We start from the raw sequence: 20,791 nt of genomic DNA, 5'->3' as shown, positions 1-20,791 counted from the left end.
GTTAATAACTCCCGCTATTAGAACAGATACTAACCTACCAAGGACATTATGTGTGTTTAAGCCTTGGAGGCTACTTAAACGAACCGTCGGAACTTATATGAATAGCCACTAAGTTCCAGCCGACCTAGGATAAAACGACGCACTGTTTGTTACGTTTTAAAACGCGTCGTTTTTATCCGTTCCAATGGCAATTATTATTGTTTTAATTTTATTTCCATTGCATCGACTACTATAAATCTAGTCAGTTCGCTTCCAATTTGGGTTTGGTTCATCAAACCCAACATTAAATTTCCACATGCAAGTAGCCTTACTAAATACATGTAAAAAATCAAAGTCTTTTACTTAGAAAGTGCATAGATAAAGCGTTTCTAAGATTTTTGCACTCTAGATATTTTACTAAAACCTTACACTAAATAAGGCTTTTTTACATATCAGAAGCACCTAATTCGGGCGTTAGATTAACACCTAATCAAGAGATCGCCTAGCCACCCACATAAAGATTGAAGTCCTCAACGCACTTTTGAAGCTTTTAAATCCTCTAGAATTTATCTAGAAAAAGGCTAAAAGCCCATAATAAACGGTTTAAAGCTTGTAACGACCACACCAAAATTCACCAGAAATATAAGATATATAAACCACATGAATTCTCCATCTAGCTTCAGCAGGCAAAGAATACACAGCACTCACGCCAAAGTACCATTCAAAAAATGATTATCTGTATCACATTATTAGCGCCATCAAGACCCACTTACCTCCGATCGCCACTCTTGTAGAGACAGAAATTCGGCAACTTAACAAACACGAAAATTTCATTTAAAAAATCATCCTATGCAAAAAAGTTGCGGATCCATGCCTTTTTCTGTACAGAAAGACCATGCAAATCAATGAATATAAAAAATCAACACTGACGCATTAACAATATAAAGCTACAATGCTTATTTATTTACTTGGCATAATTAGGATAGTACATGACCCTTTTGAACGCTCTATTAACCGAGCACATTCAATCGCAAGTTACTTTTGCATTAGAAGAAGATATGGGCTTAGGAGATATAACAGCTCAGCTAATCCCTGATGATCAAGAAATCTCCGCCACTGTAATCAGCCGAGAGCTTGCTGTTTTATGCGGCCAAGCGTGGGTAAACGAAGTATTCTCTCAACTAGGTGATCGAGTCTCTCTCACTTGGCACAATAATGATGGTGACTTATTAGAACCCAATAAAGCATTTTTGACGATTAAAGGTCACGCAAGAACCATCCTAACGGGTGAACGCACTGCTTTAAATTTTCTACAAACACTGTCTTATACAGCCACAGTGACTCGTCAATACAGCGAAATTGTATCTAATACCCAACTAACCATCCTAGATACTCGAAAAACACTACCCGGAATGCGCCAAGCACAAAAATATGCAGTCACAGTTGGTGGTGGAAGGAATCACCGAATGGGTTTATATGACGCGTTTCTCATAAAAGAAAATCACATTATGGCTGCTGGCTCCATTGCCAATGCCGTCAGCATGGCACAGAAAATTGCACCAGGTAAAACCATTGAGGTAGAAACTGAAAATCTTGATGAAGTTGCCATGGCCGTTGCAGCTGGTGCAGACATCATTATGCTGGACAATTTCTCCTATGAAGATATGAGCAAAGCGGTTGCCGACTTCAAAGGCCAAGTGAAATTTGAAGCATCGGGAAACATGGACAAAGATCGTCTGTTAAAAGTCGCTGCTACAGGCGTTGACTTTGTTTCCATTGGCGCATTAACAAAACACATCCAAGCAATAGATCTGTCTTTGCGCGTATCTCAGGAATAACTATGAAAGATAGTATTTTAGTCATCAACTGTGGAAGCTCTTCTTTGAAGTTTGCCATTCTTGCCAATGCCGGACAAGATACTTTAGTTGAAGGTATCGCTGACCGATTAGGTTCAGATGAAAGCAGCATATCCTTCAAGTTTGAAGGGCAAAAAAATGTTATTCAACTTGAGGATAGCAGCCACAAAAATGCTGTTGCGCAAATAAAAGCCTGGCTTAAAAACCATACAATTATAGAAAAGTCATTAGCTGGCATCGGACACAGAGTTGTACATGGCGGAGAAACTTTTAGTAAGTCTGTTTTAATCAATCAAGACGTTATTAAAGGTATTAAAGAGTGCGCACAATTTGCTCCGCTACATAACCCTGCACATGCAAAAGGAATGGAAGTTGCCTTTGAGCTTTTTCCGGGCTTACCTCAAGTCGCAGTTTTTGATACAGCGTTCCATCAAACTTTGGCTCCAGAACAATATCTGTACCCCATTCCAATGCATTTCTATCGTGAACATCATTTCCGCAAGTACGGTTTTCATGGAACAAGCTATCGTTATATCAGCCAACGTTTAGCAGAAATCGCGCAAGGGAGTGATCTTCAAGGTGTACTCGTCGCCCATCTAGGTAATGGCGCCAGCACTTGTGCAATTAACAAAGGCCAATCCTCTGATACCAGTATGGGGATCACGCCATTAGAAGGCCTAATGATGGGCACTCGATCTGGAAGTTTGGACCCAAGCTTACTTTCTTTTATTAGCCAAGCTGAAAACATATCGGCTGACGCCGCTCTTGATATTCTCAATAAAAAAAGCGGCCTGCTTGGCGTGTCAGAAATTTCAAACGACTGCCGTACACTAGAAGAAGCTATGGAATCTGGAGACCAAAGAGCGAAACTGGCTTTAGACATGTTTGCAGCGCGTACGGCCAAACACTTAGCAAGTGTAGCAACTACTTTAGAAAGTATTGATCACTTGGTCTTTACTGGCGGAATCGGTGAGAATTCTAGCTATTTACGTCAAGTCATTTGTAATCATTTGAAAGCGTTAAATATCTGTATAGACTCAGCATTAAATGAAAACGCCCCTCGTGGTGAAACGCTAAATATTAGCTCAGAAAACAGCAACACGCATGTATGGATTATACCAACTAACGAAGAGCTAATGATTGCACTTGATACTATAAGTTTAATTCAGCAATGATCAAAACCATGCTAACCATAATGGACTAATTTAGGATTCATCAGATATGTCAATAAATGTACTCATGACCGTTCCTACAGGCCCAGGCGTCGGCTTAACATCAGTCTCTGTAGGTCTTGTCCGCGCGCTCGAGCAACAAGGCCTAAAAGCCAGTTTTTTCAAGCCAATCGCCCAACCTCAACCTGGAGATAAAGGTCCTGACAAATCAACAGCTATGGTTGCTCAGGGTTCAACACTGACCCCCGCTGAACCTATTCCACTGCATGAAGCGGAACGCTACTTGTACAACGACAATATCGACGAACTCATGGAAGAAATCGTTGGCCGCTTTCAAGCCAGCGTAGAACCTGACTCAACAGTAATTGTGGAAGGTCTTGCTCAAATTGCAGGACATCCCTATGCGACTCGATTAAATAAAGCCATTGCAAGAACACTAGATGCTGGATTGGTTTTAGTCACTGCACCGAACAACATGCGAGTTAACGAACTTGAACATCATGTTGAAATTGCCGCTGGTTCTTATGGTGGCATTAAAGCCAACGATGTGATTGGCTGTATTTTGAACAAAACTACACCTGGATCTCTAGGCGTCAAATCATACGGCGATCTTTTTGCTCAAAGGGGAATTTTCAAACGTAACTTTAGTCTGCTAGGGCAAATACCAAAAGCAGACGAGCTAACCTATCCTCGCGTTAAAGATGTGGCGGACTTTCTTGGCGCTCGTATTATCAATGCAGGTGAGATCGAATCTCGCCGAGTACAATCTTATACGCTTTGTGCTCGCGGTGTTGAAAATATGCTTGAAGCTTTGCGCCCCGGCGTGTTGGTCTTCACACCAGGTGATCGGACTGACATTATAATGGCAACAGCCATTGCAGCACTTAATGATATTAAAATCGCTGCATTAGTTGTGACTGGCGGCTACCAGCCAAGTGAAGCACTGATGGCGCTTTGTGGCAAAGCGATGGCGAAAGGATTACCTGTTCTCTCTGTTGAATCGAACAGCTGGGAAACGGTTATTAACATGCAATCATTCAACCAAGAAATTCCGCTTGACGATAAAGAGCGAGTCCTGATGGTGAAAGAGCATATTGCTCGTTGTATCGATCACGACTGGATCAACTCATTTGCCCTAAACCAAGAAGAAAGAAAACTTTCTCCTCCTGCTTTCCGATTCCGTTTGATTGAGCTCGCTCGTTCGTTGAACAAACGCATTATTCTTCCAGAAGGCGAAGAGATTCGCACCATTCAAGCGGCGTCTATCTGTGCTGAACGCGGTATTGCTCGCTGCACATTACTAGGTAACGAAACCGAGATCCTTCGAATTGCTCAAAACAATGGTATTGAGCTAAGCCATGGCGTTGAAATACTTGACCCAAGCAGCATTCGTGAACGTTACGTAGCGCCAATGGTTGAATTAAGAAAGAGCCGCGGACTAACTGATATCGTTGCTCGTGAGCAACTTGAAGACAACGTAGTATTAGGCACCATGATGCTGCAAGTTGGCGATGTGGATGGTTTGGTTTCTGGTGCTGTACACACTACGGCAAACACCATCCGCCCTGCTCTGCAATTAATAAAGACATCACCTAACTCAAATCTTGTCTCATCAATTTTCTTTATGTGCTTGCCGGATCAAGTATTGGTCTATGGTGATTGCGCTATCAACCCAGATCCAACGGCTGAGCAACTTGCAGAAATTGCCATTCAAAGTGCTGATTCTGCTGCTGCTTTTGGCATCACACCCAAAGTCGCCATGATTAGTTACAGTACTGGCGGTTCTGGTACAGGTAATGATGTCGACAAAGTCCGAGAAGCTACTTCGATTGCACAAAAACTTCGTCCTGATTTATTAATAGACGGCCCTCTGCAATACGACGCAGCCATTATGGAAAAGGTTGCAAAACAAAAAGCACCAAACAGCAAGGTAGCTGGTAAAGCGACTGTATTTATTTTCCCTGATTTAAATACCGGCAACACGACTTACAAAGCCGTTCAACGCAGTGCCGACGTCGTCAGCATCGGACCTATGCTGCAAGGTATTCGCAAACCGGTTAATGACTTATCACGTGGTGCATTAGTCGACGATATTGTCTACACCATTGCCATCACAGCCATTCAGGCGGGCAAGCTTAAAGGCGAATAACCCATCCCTTTAAACTCGTCTTTGCTTTCTAATAAGTAAAGACGAGTTGATTTATCCACAGTATAAAATTTTCTAACTAGATTAGGCTAAAAAGTAGACATATTTCATATTGCCAATTAGTATTTATGAATAAACATTACGTGGGTAATCAACATGTCTGGTAGCCTCCCTCATTCTATAGCGCTTTCAAATCATACTTTTACCAGTACGACCACACCTGGCTACACAGCGTTTGACTTACGCTCTGATGAAGACACGAACATGGCCGCTCTTAATGCTCGAAATGCAAAGGCGTCGAGTGATCTTGTTGTCACTATTTCAGAACAAGGCCAAGCGCTGTCCCAGCGAAATAGAACAAAGTCAGAAGAAATCGAAGCTAAAAAAAATACAGATATACTACAGGAACAAGAGGAAGAGTTCGTCGAGGACAGTCTTGAACCTACTATTCAGCCACCAACTAAGGAGAGCAAAACCAATAGCTACCATGAAAAAACACCAACGGGAGACTTTCTCGATCAAATTATTTAATCTATAAAAACTCAATGAATTGAGTTTTTTGGCAGGATGCCAATTATTAAGAAATCTTCAAGGAGTGAAGAATGTTATTTTCTCGTCTAACCATACGTGGTTTTACGCTATTAGAGTTAATGGTTGTTATTGCCATTATTTCTATAATAGCTAGTCTTTCAGCCCCCACATTTACTCGTCAAATTGCTAAAGCAAAACTGATAGAAGCACAAAATCTCGCCACTCAACACCAATCATTGGTTGAGGAGTTTATTCTTCTACATGGATCCTTCCCAACTGAAACAGAATTCGATCTTATCAAACAAACCCTAGCAGACGATTCAATTGCTAAATCTATTTCTGTCGAGAGCCAAAACAGAAACATGGGCAATATCCTAATCACTCTAAATGACAATACAGGCATTACGGAAAACCAATATTTAAGATACTCACGTGATGCCAATAGAAATTGGCAGTGCAGCTCAGATTTAGATAACAATATTCTCCCGTTGCAATGTGAGAGCGTGACAGGAGTAGAAGAATGACTTTAGAAGAGATCATCTCAAATGCCGTCAGCAATCATGCAACCGATGTTCATATAGAGCATACCAATCTTGGTATTCAAATCTATCAACGTAGTTACGGATTATTAAGTAAAGTCGCTGAATTACCGCAAGGAACTAGCTTAATCAACCGCATTAAAATGCGGGCTAATTTAGACTTATCAGAGACCAGGAGAACACAAGAAGGCCAATTTCTCTTTGAAGAAAGGAACAGAAGCACCTTCATTAGAGTTAGTATTATCACCACAGTCAAAGGCGAAAAAGTTGCTTTGCGTCTACTACCCGAAAAGAATCGCTTAGCATTAAACGAAATTGGTATACAACCACCTTTACTTGCAACACTAAGCGCGACACTTAACAAACCTAGTGGGTTGATTTTGGTTTGCGGCGCAACTGGTGCTGGAAAAAGCACCACGCTTTATTCATGCCTTGATGTATTAAACACGGGCAAAAAAACCATTTTTACTATCGAAGACCCTGTTGAATATGAGATATCAGGCTTATTTCAATGTGAACCAAATTCAGCCATTGGATTAGATTCTGCTGCGCTTTTAAAGTCCTTTTTAAGGCAAGACCCTGATGTCATTATGGTAGGTGAAGTCCGAGATGCTGTTACCGCAAATCTTGCAGTTAATGCCGCTCTGACTGGGCATCTTGTACTGGCAACATTGCATACCAATTCTGCGCTCGACGCCATGCATCGCTGTCATGGTTGGCAAGTAGACTTTTTCTCTCTGGTAAGCTCATTAAAGCTCATCATTCACCAAGCCATGCTTTATAAAGCCTCTTCGCAACAACCCGCTTTTAATGGCTTACGACCATTGTGGAACAAAGAACTGCCTAGCAACTATGACACACTTATTTCGTCCCCAGCTCTATGGGAAGCCTTTCCGTTTCAGGAAAAGGAGGTTCAATATGCCGTGGTATAAAATCAAGCATCACAATGGCGAGGTCGATTACCGATACGAATTGTCTGAAAGAAAAGTTATCTTTGATTTCATCAACCGCGGATACTGGCAAATATCAATATCTAAGTGGAAGCCCAGGAAGCTCGATTACAGATCACTGCAAACTTTTTATAAAGAAATTCAAAGCGCGCTACAATCTGGACTACAACTAAACCAAGGGCTTTCTCATTTCGCACTATCTTCCGCCCATCCGACAATCGCAACCACTAGCAAGGCGATACTAAGCGAATTAGAAAATGGCACCGCATTTAACAAAGCATTAGGCAGACTAACAAACACAACGGCTAAGCCATACTGTAAACTTATTAATTCACAAGGTTCGAGAGAAGATTGCGAAAAAAGCCTCAGCATTTCCATCATCCAGCTCAGCTCTTTATTAGATTGGTCTCAGCGCTTACTGAAAGCAATCATCTATCCCTTTAGTGTTATTCAAATTGCCTTAATCATTCTTATTGTAAATCGCGCCTTACAGCAAAAAGCAGAAGAAAGTTATTTTTTTGACTTGATCAATGACTTAAGCCTTTATTTCGTCTGTAGCGCCATTCAACTCATCATAGTAAGAAGCCTGCATCAAGGTCAGGCTTGTTACTGGCTGGAAAAATACAGTGAAAATTTTCGATTAACCAAACTTTTTTCCCTACTAAGTACAACAAGGAAAACAGGTATTACCTTGCAACATGCCCTGAGGAGCATGCCCGAATACTTCCAATACACACCTATCAAAGAAGAAATTTACCAAGTCTATTACACACTTCGTCTTGGTAAAAACTACGCAGCAAGCTTTCCTGCCTCTTGGTTTCCACATGAATCGGCCATTGCGCTTCACTCGGCAGAACAAGATGGCGATATAGAGAGAGCGCTAACACTTGCGGCAAAGGAGCATGAGAAACGTTGGCAAAAAAATATAACACTACTTGAAAAACTTATTCCCGCGGTGTGTCTTTTGGTTGCTGGAGGTTTTGTCGCTTCAGCACTGGTCGCTTTATACGCTCCACTTATTGAGATGTCATAAATGAATATGATAACAATAAACTGGATTTTATATGCATTGGCCGTCTTGAGCGTTGGCAGTTATGCAGCAGCATTCACCGCTCGCTGGCCGATAAAAAATATCTACTTATGGAACAAAGAAGCACATGACTTCCTTTCGTTACCCTTCGACAAGCGACCACCAGACAACATAAGAAAAAATCGCTCTCACTGTTTCCAATGCAATCATCCACTAACATGGCAAGATCTTATTCCTCTGGTCAGCTATTTAGTACTCAAAGGAAAATGCCGATATTGCCAAGCCAAAATATCATATCGCTACCCAGCTATAGAGCTACTTCATATTGTCTGCTGCTTGCCCTTGTTTTGGATGTTTACTGACATTTATCAACTTGTGCTACACACTCTTTTAGTTAGTACTTTAATAACAGCTGCTGCAATTGATTTCGAACATCAATTAATACCAGACGAGTGTAGTACAATAGCATTAGCTTGTGCCCTGTTGCTTAATCTGTCTACCAACACACTAGAGAGTAGTGTTTTAGGTATGATAATCGGCTATGGGTTTGTTTATACACTGCGGTGGTTTTATTTAAGATTCAGAGGCCAAGAAGGTATTGGTATGGGTGACGCTAAAATCATCGCTGCACTTGGGGCATGGCTAGGACTTTCAAACTTAGCCCCCTTGTTACTTTGTGCAAGTTTAAGTGGAATCCTATACACTGTAATAGTTAATGGAAATGAGTCTAAATACATGGCGTTTGGCCCATTTTTAATATTTTCAGCCATGCTGGTGTTTATATTTAATCTATGACAACCCACACTTCTCCTATAATCGGTCTTGCTGGTGGCATTGGCTCTGGCAAAAGTACAATAACGAAATATTTCAACGATATAGGCATTCAGAGTGTTGACGCCGATGATGTCGCTAGGCTTGTTGTTCTGCCAGGCTCAGTCTGCTTAAAGCAAATCCAGCAGCGTTATGGTGAGAAGATATTATTAAGCGACGGTGCACTGAACCGCAGCGCTCTTCGTACCATCATTTTCAATCAACCAGAAGAAAGAACTTGGATAGAAGAACTAACACACCCTGCGATTCGTAAAGAGATTACTAAGCAGTTAAATTCAGTAACATCGCCATACGCCCTACTTGTTCACCCTCTATTGTTCGAAACAAAACAAAACGCGATATGCCAATTAATAGTGGCCATTGATGTTCCTAAAGATATCCAGCTTCAACGAGTCATGAGCAGAGATCGAATAAGCCAAGAAAGCGCAGAAAAAATCATGGCGACACAGTTAAGCAACAGCGAGCGAATAGAGAGAGCCGATCTCGTCTTGGAAAACTCTGGTAATATTGCTGAAATGAATGCTAAAGTCTTCAAATTGCACAAAAAAATTTTAGAATCACTATACACATAGCGTCATAATAATTTTAGAGTCACAATCATGTTAAATAGTAATACTGCAACCTTAGTTGCCTGCCCTACCTGCCAAAAGAAATCGCCTTGGTCTAAAGAAAATCCTGACAGGCCTTTTTGCAGTCCAAGATGCAAGCTAATTGACTTGGGAGCATGGGCAAGCGAATCTTACGCTATTCCACAGCAAACCTCTGAAGAGGATGAGATTTTTTCTGAAGATCTTGTAATCGACCCTAATAAATCCTTTTTATAATTGCTAAGCACGGAATGTAATTATTTATGGCACAACAAGACTTTTCAAAGAAAAAAGCGCTTCTTATAGAGGATATGGCCGAAGCTAGAATCATGCAGCGAAAAATGCTGACTGATTTTGGCTTCACATCCATAGATATTGCTATGAAAGCTGAAACTGCCATTGAACTTCTAAGAAGCAAATCCTTTGATGTTATTTTGTCTGATTACAACCTTGGCAATGGTAAAGATGGCCAGCAACTGTTAGAAGAAGTAAGACATTCTAAACTCATCCCAAATACCGCCACTTACTTAATGGTAACAGCAGAAACATCCATTGAAATGGTTATGGGGGCGATTGAATATCAACCTGACGGTTACATTACCAAACCTTTTTCTCAAGCTGTTTTACAAAGACGCCTCAGCAAGCTATTAGAAACAAAAGAAAGGCTATATAAGGTAAACGTCGCGCTTGATGCAAATAACTTTGAAGAAGCCATCGCGGCAGCCAAACTAGTAATGAAAAAATATCCATCCCTAATAGGCAAGTGCGAGCGAATAATTGGTGAAAGCCTATTAGAGATAAAAGAATACAAAAAAGCATTGTCCCTATTCAATAAAACGCTTAAGAGTAGAAAAATGCCTTGGGCTTTATTTGGTAAAGCGAAGTCTTATTTCTTAATGGGTGAATTAGAAAAAGCCGAACAAAACTTTCGACAATTGATGCTTGATAATCGTTTTTTTGTCAGCGCCTATGATTGGCTTGCTAAAATCCAAGTTGTTCAAGGAAAATCCGAAGAAGCGCAAGCAACACTAATAGAAGCCATAGGTCGCTCACCTAAAAACATTTTACGACAAATGGAATTAGGCAACATAAGCATGTCACTCAGTGACAGCATGACCGCAGAAATGTCATTCCGCAGAGCTGTATTTTTAGCAAAATATTCCTGCTACAACACAGCAGATGTATATTTAAAACACTTGGAATCTCTTGCTAGAATATCGGACAACGGTCCTTTATTACCGCGACAAAAAGATAATTTTGACAGTACCCTTAAAAAAGTACACGAATCTTTCTTTGATGACCCAGATAACAAAGCAAAAGCTTATAGCTACGAGATAGATATTTACATAGCAGATAATGATAAATCAACAGCCAAGCAAATTTTTGAGGCTTGGATTAGTGAAGTAAAGTCTGGCAGCGCAACAGCCCCAAGCAAACAACAAAGCTCCGCCTACGCAAAATCTTTTGGAAGCTAAAGATGAAAAAAATCGATATTAGCACTATCTTGGCCAGTGCGATCCATGAAAGCAAAAACCAGGTAGGGACTTTACTGTACCAATTGCAAAGTCTTAAAGATGCGATGGGAAGTAAAGACTCGAATCAAAAAAAAATCATTTTGATTGAAGAGTCCCTCAAAAAACTCAATGATGAATGGGTTGAATACTTATATTTGTACAGACTCGCATCCGATGGCTATGATTTGCATGTAGATACTTTTTTACTTGATGAATTTTTAGACGATCAGGTGTTTGCTCTACAACCATCCGCCATTGCAAAGAGTTTAGAGCTAGAATACAGCTGCGACTCAAATCTGACAGGCACCTTTGACGAACGACTAATGACCGCCGTAGTTAGCACGGCTGTTTACAATGCTCTGCGGTTTGCAAAATCGAAAATTTTGATCAGCGCAAAAAAAGAAAATGCTTTTATCATCATAACGATCGAAGACGATGGTGAAGGCTTTAAACAGGCTAATGATGATGATCTTCCGGAGGAGTTTCTTGAAGGCAATACAGGTTTAGGTTTGTATTTTGCCGAATTATCAGCTACCGCCCATGTTGTAAATGACGTACGAGGCTTCATCAAAAAAGAATCGTCTCAAAACTTAGGTGGTGCTAGCTTAACGGTGTATTTACCCCAACCAACAGATGAAGAGTTTTAACACCCTACTCACACAATCATGTGTTAAGTGTTTTTAAATACTCCGTTAATAAAATTCCTGCTTTTTCTATGTGCTGTCTCAAAAAAATGAGCGCAGCCTTTTTGTCTTTTAACTCAATCAATGACAACAGCTCTTCATGCTGATCCTGACTTCTTACCTTATATCCCAATGGCCCATACTGGAAACCAAGATAACGCACCGCTTGCTTGTTAAGCCCTTCAACCACCCGTTGCAATGTTGGCCGTTCAGCCGCTCGATATAGGGCATGATGAAATCGCCAATTAAGCTCGCCACGATTCACCAAGGATAAACTTTCTTTATCTAGCTCTGATAAAAAACATCTTGCTTCAAATAAGTCTTCTTCATGAATATGGTCAAACGCCATGTCAAATAACAAACACTCTAATTCAGCACGCATCAAACAAAGATCTTCTGCTTCCTTCCAATTTAAATCAGGGATCATCACCCCCGCTTTCCCGTTTGGAACAAGCCAACCTTCAGCCTTAAGAGATAACAATGCATCTCTAATAGGAATTCTACTCACCCCATATCGGGTCGAGAGATTTGTTTGCCGTAAAGGAACCCCTCTAGGTAGCTGGTTTTTTAAGATATCTTCTTTGATACTTTGGCTAATATCCATACAAAAAACCTTTTTTATTTAAGCTTAGTATTGGATATTAAAAGACATATCACACCAAATAAAATACCCCAAAATGCTGATGCTATACCAGCAAACGACACACCGGAGACGGTCACTAAAAAAGTCACTAGCGCGGCTTCTCGATTTGAATCATCTGCCATCGCATTTTTTAGATTCATTCCTATGGTTCCCAACAACGCAATGCCCGCTAGCGCAGCAATCATAGTGGCTGGAAAAATCGAAAACAGAGCAACAACAGAGGCACCAGCTAAACCAGCAAGCCAATAAAACACACCAGCTGAAAGTCCTGCAATGTAGCGACGTTTAGGATCTTTATGACATTCATCACCTGAACAAATCGCCGCAGTAATTGCCGCCAAATTAAAGGCAAAACCACCTAAAGGCGCTAAAACAATGGATGTTAAGCCAGTCCAGCTAATAAGAGGTGAAACCGGTGTTTGGTAACCACTACTGCGCATCACAGCAACACCAGGGATATTCTGAGACGTCATAGTGACAATATATAAAGGAATGCCAATACCAATTAATGCACTAATATTCCACTCAGGCCATACCCATACAAGAGAGCCAAGAGCAAAAGGAATACTAGACATAAACTGTTCATCAGATCTTACAAGCACAAGCGCGACACCTGCAACCAAAACAAAAAGCACAGCGTAACGAGGAACAAGTCGCTTACTCACCAAATAAGTAATCAGCATAACCCCAACTAGGAATACGTCACTCATCATAGAATCAAAAATAGACAAGCCAAACTTGAAAAGCACACCCGCTAACATGGCACAAGCTAGCGGCAAAGGAACCAAACGCATGACTTTATCAAATAAGCCGGAAACACCCGTGAGCAGAGTTAACACACCTGCAAAAACGAATACACCAATTGCTTCAGAATAGCTTATCGTCCCTAAGCTCGTCGCTAATAAGGCCGCACCGGGTGTCGACCAAGCCGTAATCACAGGAGAACGATACCATAAAGAAAGGAAAAAACAGGTAGCCCCCATCCCAAAACCTAACGCCATAATCCAAGAGACTATGGTATTAGAATCTGCGCCAGCCGCCTGAGCCGCCTGAAAGACAATAGCAACAGAACTTGCAAAACCTATAAGCACTGCCACAAAACCCGCGACAATCGCACTCAAGCTAAGATCATTTAATATTCTGAACACAACACAGTCACTCTTGTCAGCTTTAAAGAGCGCTACTATATTTCAAAAAACGATAATTTTGTATACATTTTTTATCGCGTTAACATATATCCCACTAACCCCAAAGCAAATCCCATCACCGCCCCCATTGGGGGGGCCCAATGCTTTTCCAAAGCGACTTGAGGCGCAATATCTTGAAACACAGCATACAAAATACCGCCAGAGGCAAACAACATAATTCCAGACACAACGACTGGCCACGCAGCAAGCCAAATATGCGCAACGACACCCGCTATTGGCCCACATAATGCCAACAACACAAACCAAAAAATAATAGTAAATGAACGATAAGTTGATGAGGCCTTTAACTCTCGAAAAGCATTAAATCCTTCTGGAAGGTTTTGCATGGCAATAAGGGCAGCAAGCAATAGACCATTAATTGTTCCCAAAGCAAACGCAGCCCCCAAAGCCAAGGATTCTGGAATAAAGTCAGCGAGCATGGCAACCAATTGACTCATAGAAGTTTGGCCTTTAGACAATTGAATATCCAACCACATAAAAGCCACACCACCTGATAAAAACAATAAAGCAGCACTCAGAGGCGCAAAATTTCGAACACCTTCTGGTACCAAAACCAAAGCAATAGCAGACAATAAAGCGCCGCCACCAAACGCCGTAATGCCATGCATTAACTCGGTTTCTAACCATGCTGGTTTGATGCGTTCAAAATTTGCAATCAGCGCGCCAAGTGGCATAGCTAAGCCAGCAAATAAAGTGAGAAAAATAATGCTATACAAGGGGGTCATTTAATCAATACTCCATAAGGTGTACCATCATTATCAGTGCTGACAACGTTACTTGTCACGGCAAAAAATAAGGCGCCATTCAGGCGCCCTATAAACACTTATTAAATAATATTTTTCAGAAAGCTACTGACCAATATAAGCATTTAGAAAAGCCTTTGTTCGCTCTTCTTTTGGTTGGGTAAAGATAGCTTCTGGCTCACCCTCTTCCACAATGGCACCTTTATCAAAGAAGCACACTCGATCACTAATTTCTCTTGCGAAGTACATTTCATGAGTTACCAGCAACATAGTAAAACTTTCTTCTTTGACAAGATTACGAATAACATCCAGTACTTCATCAACTAATTCTGGGTCTAATGCCGAAGTAATCTCATCCAACAACAAGATAGAAGGTTTCATCGCAAGCGCTCGTGCAATACCTACTCGCTGTTTTTGGCCACCAGATAAATCATTTGGATAACTGTCCGCTTTATCTGCTAGACCAACCAACTGCAGTAATTTCTCTGCGAATTCCTCAGCTTCAGCTCTTGAAACACCTTTGACTCGCATTGGTGCTTCAGTTATGTTGCGTTTCACCGTCATATGGGGAAACAAATTAAAATGCTGAAAGACCATTCCAAGATGATTACGCATTTTATGCAGGTGCTTATTGTTCGCAGGAACATGTTGTCCCTGCCAGGGCATATGCCAAAGTGACTCGCCTGCTACATTTATATAACCGCCGTCAATACCTTCTAACGTCATCAAGATTCGTAGCAAGGTACTCTTACCTGAGCCACTTGGCCCGATGATTGAAACTATCTCGTTTTCTTCTACTTTAAAGTTAAAATCACTAAAAATGACGGTTTCACCAAAGCACTTTTTCACATTTTTGAATTCAATAATGGGTGCACTCATTTCAAACTAAATCCTTCTTTTGGAAAGCGTCTTTCAACCTGATGAATACCGTAGGCTGCTAAAAGACTAAACACGAGATACAAAATCCCAACTAAGGTAAAGGGTTCTAGATAGCGGAAGTTCTCAGAGCCAATAATCTTCGCCATTTGCAGCATTTCCAATAAAGTAATGGCAGAAAGCTGAGGCGTTTCCTTAAACATGGCAATGATGTAATTACCTGTCGCAGGGATCATTGGACGAATTGCTTGAGGGAGCACGATATCTTTGTAGGTATCAACAATCGTTAAATTCAGCGCTCTAGCAGCTTCCCATTGGCCTTTTTCAATACCATCGATACCACTACGAAACACTTCCGATAAATACGCGCCATAATGAAGACCTAAAGCAAACACACCCGTTGCTAGCGGTGACATACTGATACCAAATTCCGGCATCACGTAATACAAGAAGAAGATCTGTACGAGCAAAGGCGTACTCCGAATAAACTCAACCACCCAGTAAATCGAGATACGTAGTGTGCGACTATTGCTACGACGCAACAAAGCAAAAACTAGCCCCATCACAATCGCAAAAATGCTGCCGAGCAAAGTTGCCAATAAAGTCACTTTTGCCGCGGTTAGAATCATAGGAAACACTTCCCATGTAAACGCCCAGTCCCAATGAAATCCATTCATGAATGAAGCCCTCCACGACCTAAACCTTTGCTAAGGTGCGTTTCTAAACGCCTAATAAAAAAGACTAAGAATTGAGCCATAACAAAATAGAACAACAACACCACACCAAAGATCTCACCAACCTGTAAGGTTGTATCAGCTAGCATTTTTGCTTTAAAAGTCAAATCACCAATAGTAATCAGAGATACCAATGAGGTTGCTTTCACTAACTCAATAGCTAAATTACCAAACGGTGGGATCATATTAACTAAGGCTTGCGGCATAATAATTCGCCACAATCGTTGGGAAGAAGTAAAGTTTAATGCAATAGAGGCTTCATATTGCCCCTTCGGTACAGATTGAATAGCACCACGTACTACTTCCGTACCATACGCACCAATATTTAGTCCCAAGGCAACAACTGCTGCCGTCATCGCATCTATGGTTATCCCAAAGAATGGCAACACAAAATAAATCCAGTACAGCTGTATAAGAGCCGATGTTCCGCGGAAGAATTCAATGTAAACAATTGCGATTTGTTTGAATGGGGTTGGAGCGTAAAGGCGAATCAATCCAAAGCTGAAGGCCATTAACACAGCGAGAGGCAATGCCATTGCCACAATTTGTATTGTAACAACGGCCCCCTGGAGTAATACGGAGACAATTTCTCCAAATTCCATGAGTCTAATTCCCCAGTGTTATTTACACAATTTCGCAGCAGTCATGCCACCAGGAGAAGTATGCTTACCAAAACCGTAAGGCTCTACCATTGCAATATGCTCTTTTGTATCGATAAAGCCTTTCAATTCTGTATTGAATGCATCACGCAAAGCTGTATCAGCTGGGCGGAAACCAAAACCACCATAGCCTTTAACTGATTCACCCTTAATCATAAGAGGAGTAAAAGGCTGCGCTAATTCAACACGATCATCTTTTTGAGCCAAAGACGCCATGGTCAAGCTCGTACCAGCTAGCGCATCAATACGACCTGATTTAAGGGCAGCAACACCAGATGGATAATCTGGAAGAGTTACGATTTTGCTTAAATCAATACCGTAGTCACGCGCATAACCGTATTCAACAGAACCAGACATAACGCCCAACTTCACAGATTTAGCATCAATATTGTCGTAACCATTTAACTCTTTCGGGTTGCCATTTTGAACCAAAAAGCCTTCGCCAATGCTGTATGTAGGATTAGAGAACAAAATTTGCTTGCAGCGTTTTGGCGTAATGTACATACCTGCTGCAATCACATCAAAACGCCCAGCACGCAATCCCGGAATCAAAGAACCAAATTCCGTAACAACAACTTTTACGTTATCTACACCAAGATCATTCAGGACTTTAACCGCAATACTAGGAGCTTCGCCAGCCGGCTCACCATCTGGGGTGGTGTAACCATAAGGTACTTCATTGGCCACACCTATTGTCACAGTGCCCTCATCTTTTATCTTATCTAACGTCGTCGCCACAGCAGACACGGAGAAAAGCGCAACGGCAAAACTCATTAGAGATATAAGATATTTTCTGCATAGCTTTTTCATAATAAACCTCATGTTCCTTAGAAAAATGGTTAAAAAATAGCGTTAAGTCTCTTTACACTAAATAAAATGAATCAAATGATCAAGAACTATTTAGATCTGTAATCATTAGATCACTTATTATAGATGCTAAATTTAACCAACCACTTTAAAAATATAGAAGGTGAATTCAATGTAAAAAGGAATGAAAAACGAATACTGAAAGGCAAAAAAATACCAGACAATGTCTGGTATGGTATTTACTGTAAACTAAACTTTAACGCGTGGATCTAGAGTCTATATTGACCCAAGCATCCCACCCTTGCCATTCTTCCTGAAGGTCCATTTCAGCTTTAGAACGACCACTTTTCGTTAGAACCACATTGTAGATAGTAGCGATAAACCTTTTCATGATATTTTCCCCTGCTTCAAGTTGATGTAAAAAGCATAAGCACTTGAAAGACATTTATAAAATCGCCATTAGCTAACAACTTAATATCTAAAAACTATTCTTAGGAAGATTACTTTATTTCACTGCTAAAACAGGCAATTTAACCTGAACGGTTAACCCTTGAGGAAGTACACTCTCGAAAGAAAGCGAACCTTGATACTTGTCAACGATATTTTTAACAATAGACAGCCCAAGCCCCGCACCTTCTGCCTCTCCAGAACGAAAAAAACGCTCACTGAGCCTTTGCTTTTCTTCTTTACTAACACCTTTTCCTGCATCCATTACCTTTAGTTCAACTTGATTTTCAAACTGTTCCCATACTACTTTAATCACCGAGTTACTAGGCGAGAATTTAATGGCATTACTAATTAAGTTTTGTAGCAATATCTCAATATGATTAGTCTCGACATAACAACACCAAGGCAAGTTATCATCAACTTCTAGGCTAATCTCAACGCCTCTCTTCCAAGCCAAGGGTAGAATATCAGCAATCATCGAACGGCTAATTGCCAGTACATCCACTCTTTCTTTAATAACTTTTTTCTGATGCTCAAGACGAGCTAGCGCTAGCAATTGAGATACTATTCTAGTAGAACGATCAACGCCCGATGTAAGCTGAGTTAACGATTTATTTCTCTCTAAATCATTCTCTGCCGACGCTGCATTTTCAGCATGGACCCTGAGAATACTCAAGGGGGTTCTTAATTCATGAGCCGCATCTGCTATCCAACGTTTTTCCCTTTCCATCAACACGTCAATTTCCACAAGCAACCCATTCAAAGCAGTTTTGACAGGAATTAACTCTTCAGGCACATGAGACATTTCGATTGGTTCTAACTTAGTTGGAGTAATTTTCTGAATACGCCGAGCAAGCTGCTGAAGAGGCTCGAGTCCAAGGCCAACCGCAGCCCACACAAGAACAGCCAAAATAGGCCAAGCTAATATCTCAGGAAAAAGAGTTTGGAAGACAATTTGATCTGAAATTTCTCCTCTTACATCAGAACGCTCAGCAACGATGACTTTTATATCACCTGCGGTTTGATTTAAGGTAAAAGTTCTCCACTTATAGTGATCGGCAATTGCATCACCATAACCAAATGAGTCTTCCTTCTGTTGTGAGAAATTCATGGAGTCAGAGGCAATTTTTAATTTACCCCCACTCCAAATTTGATAAAATATTTTACTTTCGTATTTATGACCTACAGATGAATCTGTATTAGCCTCGTCAATCAAGAGAGGTGATATAGTGCTTACATTAGAACTGAGTTTTTCGATATTCTCAGATAACGTAAGTAGTAAGCGCGCTTGCTGAGCTAATCTGGCATCAAATAACTCTTCAACTTCATGATTTGCAAACAGCAAACCAATCACCATAATAAGAATGCTTGTCATGGTAAAAAGGCACATGACAAAAAAAAGTGTCCTGCGTCGAATTGAGCTTAATAATTTTTTTCTAGCCCACTTCTTGATCGACCACATAGCCAATGCCTCGTATGGTGCGAATTAATTCAGGAAAGAGTTTTTTACGCAGATGATGAATGTGCACCTCAAGCGCATTACTTTCGACATCATCCCCCCAACCGTACATTAGCTGCTGAAGGACATCGCGGGTAAATACATGGCCAGGCTGGCTCACAAGCTCATGCAGCAAAGAATACTCTCTACGAGTTAGACTTATCTCTTTGTCTTGGTACGTTACTTTGTGACTTGCTGGGAACAGCACAAGTCCTTTGTAATGAATCTCACTAATTGCTCGCCCATAACTGCGACGTAATAAAGCTCGTGCTCGAGCCTTCAATTCAGTTACATCAAAAGGCTTGACTAAATAATCGTCGGCACCTAAATCCAAACCAGCCACTCTATCCTCCAAACCATCTCTAGCTGTAAGAATAAGAACAGGCACCCTATTTTCATTGGCGCGTAATTGCTTCAGTACAGCCAAACCGTCTAACCTTGGCAAGCCTAAATCCAAAACAACCAAATCAAACACTTCATTCACTAATGCTTCCAAAGCATGAATGCCATCATGAAGTAAATCAACTGTATAACCTTCGCGCTTTAAGGCGGTAACAAGACCATCTGCTAACGAAAGATCATCCTCTACAACTAGTATTCGCAAACCTATTCCTTCTTTCATAAGTTTGCCAAAGCTGATTTTTGCATGCTGTTAAATTGCACTAAATCCATTTCACCTTGGCGAACATTGAGTAAATCACCATGAGATGAAAAGAATAACAGAGTTAGAGGATCAAATACGCCACATTTTGATAAAAAAACTTGTAGGGAGTTCGTCTTTTTAATTAGGTCACACTGAGTAAAAGCAAGCACAGAAACTACAAGCCATTTTATTTGACAAAAAGAAGTATTCACTTGATGTTCCTAAATCTACAGATGATCAAATACTATAGATAAGAAACCTTAAGTAAAACTTACGCTTCTCATTTTCAATGCTTAATTCTTTTTAACAAGACGTTACTAGCTTCGACTTGCGATATCGTGATTTTTACCATTGGTTACGATGGTCTTTTAAGTTAGGTAGTATTCTAAACTAAGGCAATTCCACACCTACCCCATTGTTATTCGATGACTTTTTTGTGAAACGGAAAAAGCTCTGACAGTATTAACTATCAGGGCCTTCTTAATCAAATCTTGATAACGACCTCCGCTCACATGCTTGTCTTTCATAAAAAACCCCACACCGCAAAGTCCTATGAAATCCCAAGATATAAAAAAGCCCTGACCGTACTACCTATCAGGGCCTTCTTAATCAAATCTTGATAACGACCTACGCTCACATGCTTGTCTTTCATAAAAAACCCCACACAGCAAAGTCCTATGAAATCCCAAGATATAAAAAAGCCCTGACAGTACTA

At 40.8% G+C, this 20,791-nt stretch carries 23 protein-coding genes; 12 read left to right on the top strand and 11 right to left on the bottom strand.

All coding sequences use genetic code 11. The annotated features are described in order from the left end of the window. The first annotated feature begins 968 nt into the window (after nt 1-968). The 12 genes from nadC (at nt 969) to KPL72_RS18720 (ending at nt 11,782) form a co-directional block, all read left to right on the top strand. Nucleotides 969-1,817, top strand: a complete 849-nt coding sequence (gene nadC, locus KPL72_RS18775) for a carboxylating nicotinate-nucleotide diphosphorylase (protein ID WP_212915311.1) — start codon at nt 969-971, stop codon at nt 1,815-1,817. A gap of 2 nt (nt 1,818-1,819) precedes the next feature. After that, nucleotides 1,820-3,010 (top strand): acetate/propionate family kinase, encoded by a 1,191-nt coding sequence (locus KPL72_RS18770; protein WP_219704039.1) that lies wholly within the window; start codon nt 1,820-1,822, stop codon nt 3,008-3,010. A 46-nt stretch (nt 3,011-3,056) separates the two neighbouring features. After that, entirely contained in the window at nt 3,057-5,156 is a 2,100-nt protein-coding gene (gene pta / locus KPL72_RS18765; RefSeq protein ID WP_219704038.1) for a phosphate acetyltransferase, read from the top strand. 153 nt (nt 5,157-5,309) lie between these two features. After that, nucleotides 5,310-5,684: a hypothetical protein gene (locus KPL72_RS18760; protein WP_219704037.1), complete on the top strand. Its 375-nt coding sequence runs from the start codon at nt 5,310-5,312 to the stop codon at nt 5,682-5,684. Between the two features lie 71 nt (nt 5,685-5,755). Further along, complete coding sequence (locus KPL72_RS18755; protein WP_219704036.1) at nt 5,756-6,208, top strand: pilin; 453 nt, start codon at nt 5,756-5,758, stop codon at nt 6,206-6,208. Then, complete coding sequence (locus KPL72_RS18750) at nt 6,205-7,155, top strand: GspE/PulE family protein (RefSeq protein ID WP_219704035.1); 951 nt, start codon at nt 6,205-6,207, stop codon at nt 7,153-7,155. The genes KPL72_RS18755 and KPL72_RS18750 overlap by 4 nt, the downstream gene beginning before the upstream one ends. Then, nucleotides 7,142-8,206 (top strand): type II secretion system F family protein, encoded by a 1,065-nt coding sequence (locus KPL72_RS18745; RefSeq protein ID WP_212915317.1) that lies wholly within the window; start codon nt 7,142-7,144, stop codon nt 8,204-8,206. The genes KPL72_RS18750 and KPL72_RS18745 overlap by 14 nt, the downstream gene beginning before the upstream one ends. Beyond that, complete coding sequence (locus tag KPL72_RS18740; RefSeq protein ID WP_212915318.1) at nt 8,207-8,998, top strand: prepilin peptidase; 792 nt, start codon at nt 8,207-8,209, stop codon at nt 8,996-8,998. Continuing rightward, the gene (coaE, locus tag KPL72_RS18735; RefSeq protein WP_219704034.1) at nt 8,995-9,606 is read left to right on the top strand and encodes a dephospho-CoA kinase; all 612 of its coding nucleotides are present in this window, start codon (nt 8,995-8,997) and stop codon (nt 9,604-9,606) included. The genes KPL72_RS18740 and coaE overlap by 4 nt, the downstream gene beginning before the upstream one ends. Before the next feature lie 27 nt (nt 9,607-9,633). Then, on the top strand, nt 9,634-9,858 hold the full coding sequence (gene yacG, locus KPL72_RS18730) for a DNA gyrase inhibitor YacG (protein ID WP_212915320.1): 225 nt from the start codon (nt 9,634-9,636) through the stop codon (nt 9,856-9,858). Nucleotides 9,859-9,884: 26 nt separating this feature from the next. Next, nucleotides 9,885-11,096 (top strand): tetratricopeptide repeat-containing response regulator, encoded by a 1,212-nt coding sequence (locus KPL72_RS18725; RefSeq protein WP_219704033.1) that lies wholly within the window; start codon nt 9,885-9,887, stop codon nt 11,094-11,096. A gap of 2 nt (nt 11,097-11,098) precedes the next feature. Next, entirely contained in the window at nt 11,099-11,782 is a 684-nt protein-coding gene (locus tag KPL72_RS18720) for a sensor histidine kinase (protein WP_219704032.1), read from the top strand. Between the two features lie 16 nt (nt 11,783-11,798). Here the strand turns inward: KPL72_RS18720 and KPL72_RS18715 are convergent, their stop codons facing one another. From KPL72_RS18715 to KPL72_RS18670, 11 genes are all read right to left on the bottom strand, one after another. Beyond that, nucleotides 11,799-12,422 (bottom strand): GntR family transcriptional regulator, encoded by a 624-nt coding sequence (locus tag KPL72_RS18715; RefSeq protein ID WP_219704031.1) that lies wholly within the window; start codon nt 12,420-12,422, stop codon nt 11,799-11,801. 14 nt (nt 12,423-12,436) lie between these two features. Beyond that, nucleotides 12,437-13,609: a benzoate/H(+) symporter BenE family transporter gene (locus KPL72_RS18710; RefSeq protein WP_219704030.1), complete on the bottom strand. Its 1,173-nt coding sequence runs from the start codon at nt 13,607-13,609 to the stop codon at nt 12,437-12,439. A 71-nt stretch (nt 13,610-13,680) separates the two neighbouring features. Continuing rightward, the gene (locus tag KPL72_RS18705) at nt 13,681-14,394 is read right to left on the bottom strand and encodes a ZIP family metal transporter (RefSeq protein ID WP_219704029.1); all 714 of its coding nucleotides are present in this window, start codon (nt 14,392-14,394) and stop codon (nt 13,681-13,683) included. Between the two features lie 123 nt (nt 14,395-14,517). Continuing rightward, a complete protein-coding gene (ehuA, locus tag KPL72_RS18700) occupies nt 14,518-15,291 on the bottom strand; it encodes an ectoine/hydroxyectoine ABC transporter ATP-binding protein EhuA (protein ID WP_249422345.1) in 774 nt (257 codons plus the stop codon). Next, nucleotides 15,288-15,965: an ectoine/hydroxyectoine ABC transporter permease subunit EhuD gene (gene ehuD, locus KPL72_RS18695; RefSeq protein WP_072841758.1), complete on the bottom strand. Its 678-nt coding sequence runs from the start codon at nt 15,963-15,965 to the stop codon at nt 15,288-15,290. Before ehuD ends, ehuA begins: the two co-directional genes overlap by 4 nt. Continuing rightward, complete coding sequence (ehuC, locus tag KPL72_RS18690) at nt 15,962-16,624, bottom strand: ectoine/hydroxyectoine ABC transporter permease subunit EhuC (protein WP_219704028.1); 663 nt, start codon at nt 16,622-16,624, stop codon at nt 15,962-15,964. Before ehuC ends, ehuD begins: the two co-directional genes overlap by 4 nt. Before the next feature lie 18 nt (nt 16,625-16,642). Continuing rightward, complete coding sequence (ehuB, locus tag KPL72_RS18685) at nt 16,643-17,491, bottom strand: ectoine/hydroxyectoine ABC transporter substrate-binding protein EhuB (RefSeq protein WP_212915327.1); 849 nt, start codon at nt 17,489-17,491, stop codon at nt 16,643-16,645. 253 nt (nt 17,492-17,744) lie between these two features. Beyond that, nucleotides 17,745-17,879 carry a hypothetical protein gene (locus tag KPL72_RS21405; protein WP_283248030.1) on the bottom strand — a complete coding sequence of 45 codons (135 nt, stop codon included), beginning with the start codon at nt 17,877-17,879 and terminating at the stop codon, nt 17,745-17,747. A gap of 114 nt (nt 17,880-17,993) precedes the next feature. Then, nucleotides 17,994-19,310, bottom strand: a complete 1,317-nt coding sequence (locus tag KPL72_RS18680) for an ATP-binding protein (RefSeq protein WP_212915328.1) — start codon at nt 19,308-19,310, stop codon at nt 17,994-17,996. 61 nt (nt 19,311-19,371) lie between these two features. Next, the gene (locus KPL72_RS18675; protein ID WP_219704055.1) at nt 19,372-20,037 is read right to left on the bottom strand and encodes a response regulator; all 666 of its coding nucleotides are present in this window, start codon (nt 20,035-20,037) and stop codon (nt 19,372-19,374) included. A 14-nt stretch (nt 20,038-20,051) separates the two neighbouring features. Next, complete coding sequence (locus tag KPL72_RS18670; RefSeq protein ID WP_219704027.1) at nt 20,052-20,288, bottom strand: hypothetical protein; 237 nt, start codon at nt 20,286-20,288, stop codon at nt 20,052-20,054. Nucleotides 20,289-20,791: the final 503 nt, after the last annotated feature.

Source organism: Marinomonas lutimaris, assembly GCF_019426345.1.
GTDB classification, from domain to species: domain Bacteria; phylum Pseudomonadota; class Gammaproteobacteria; order Pseudomonadales; family Marinomonadaceae; genus Marinomonas; species Marinomonas lutimaris.
This window is presented reverse-complemented; position numbering and strand designations above follow the sequence as displayed.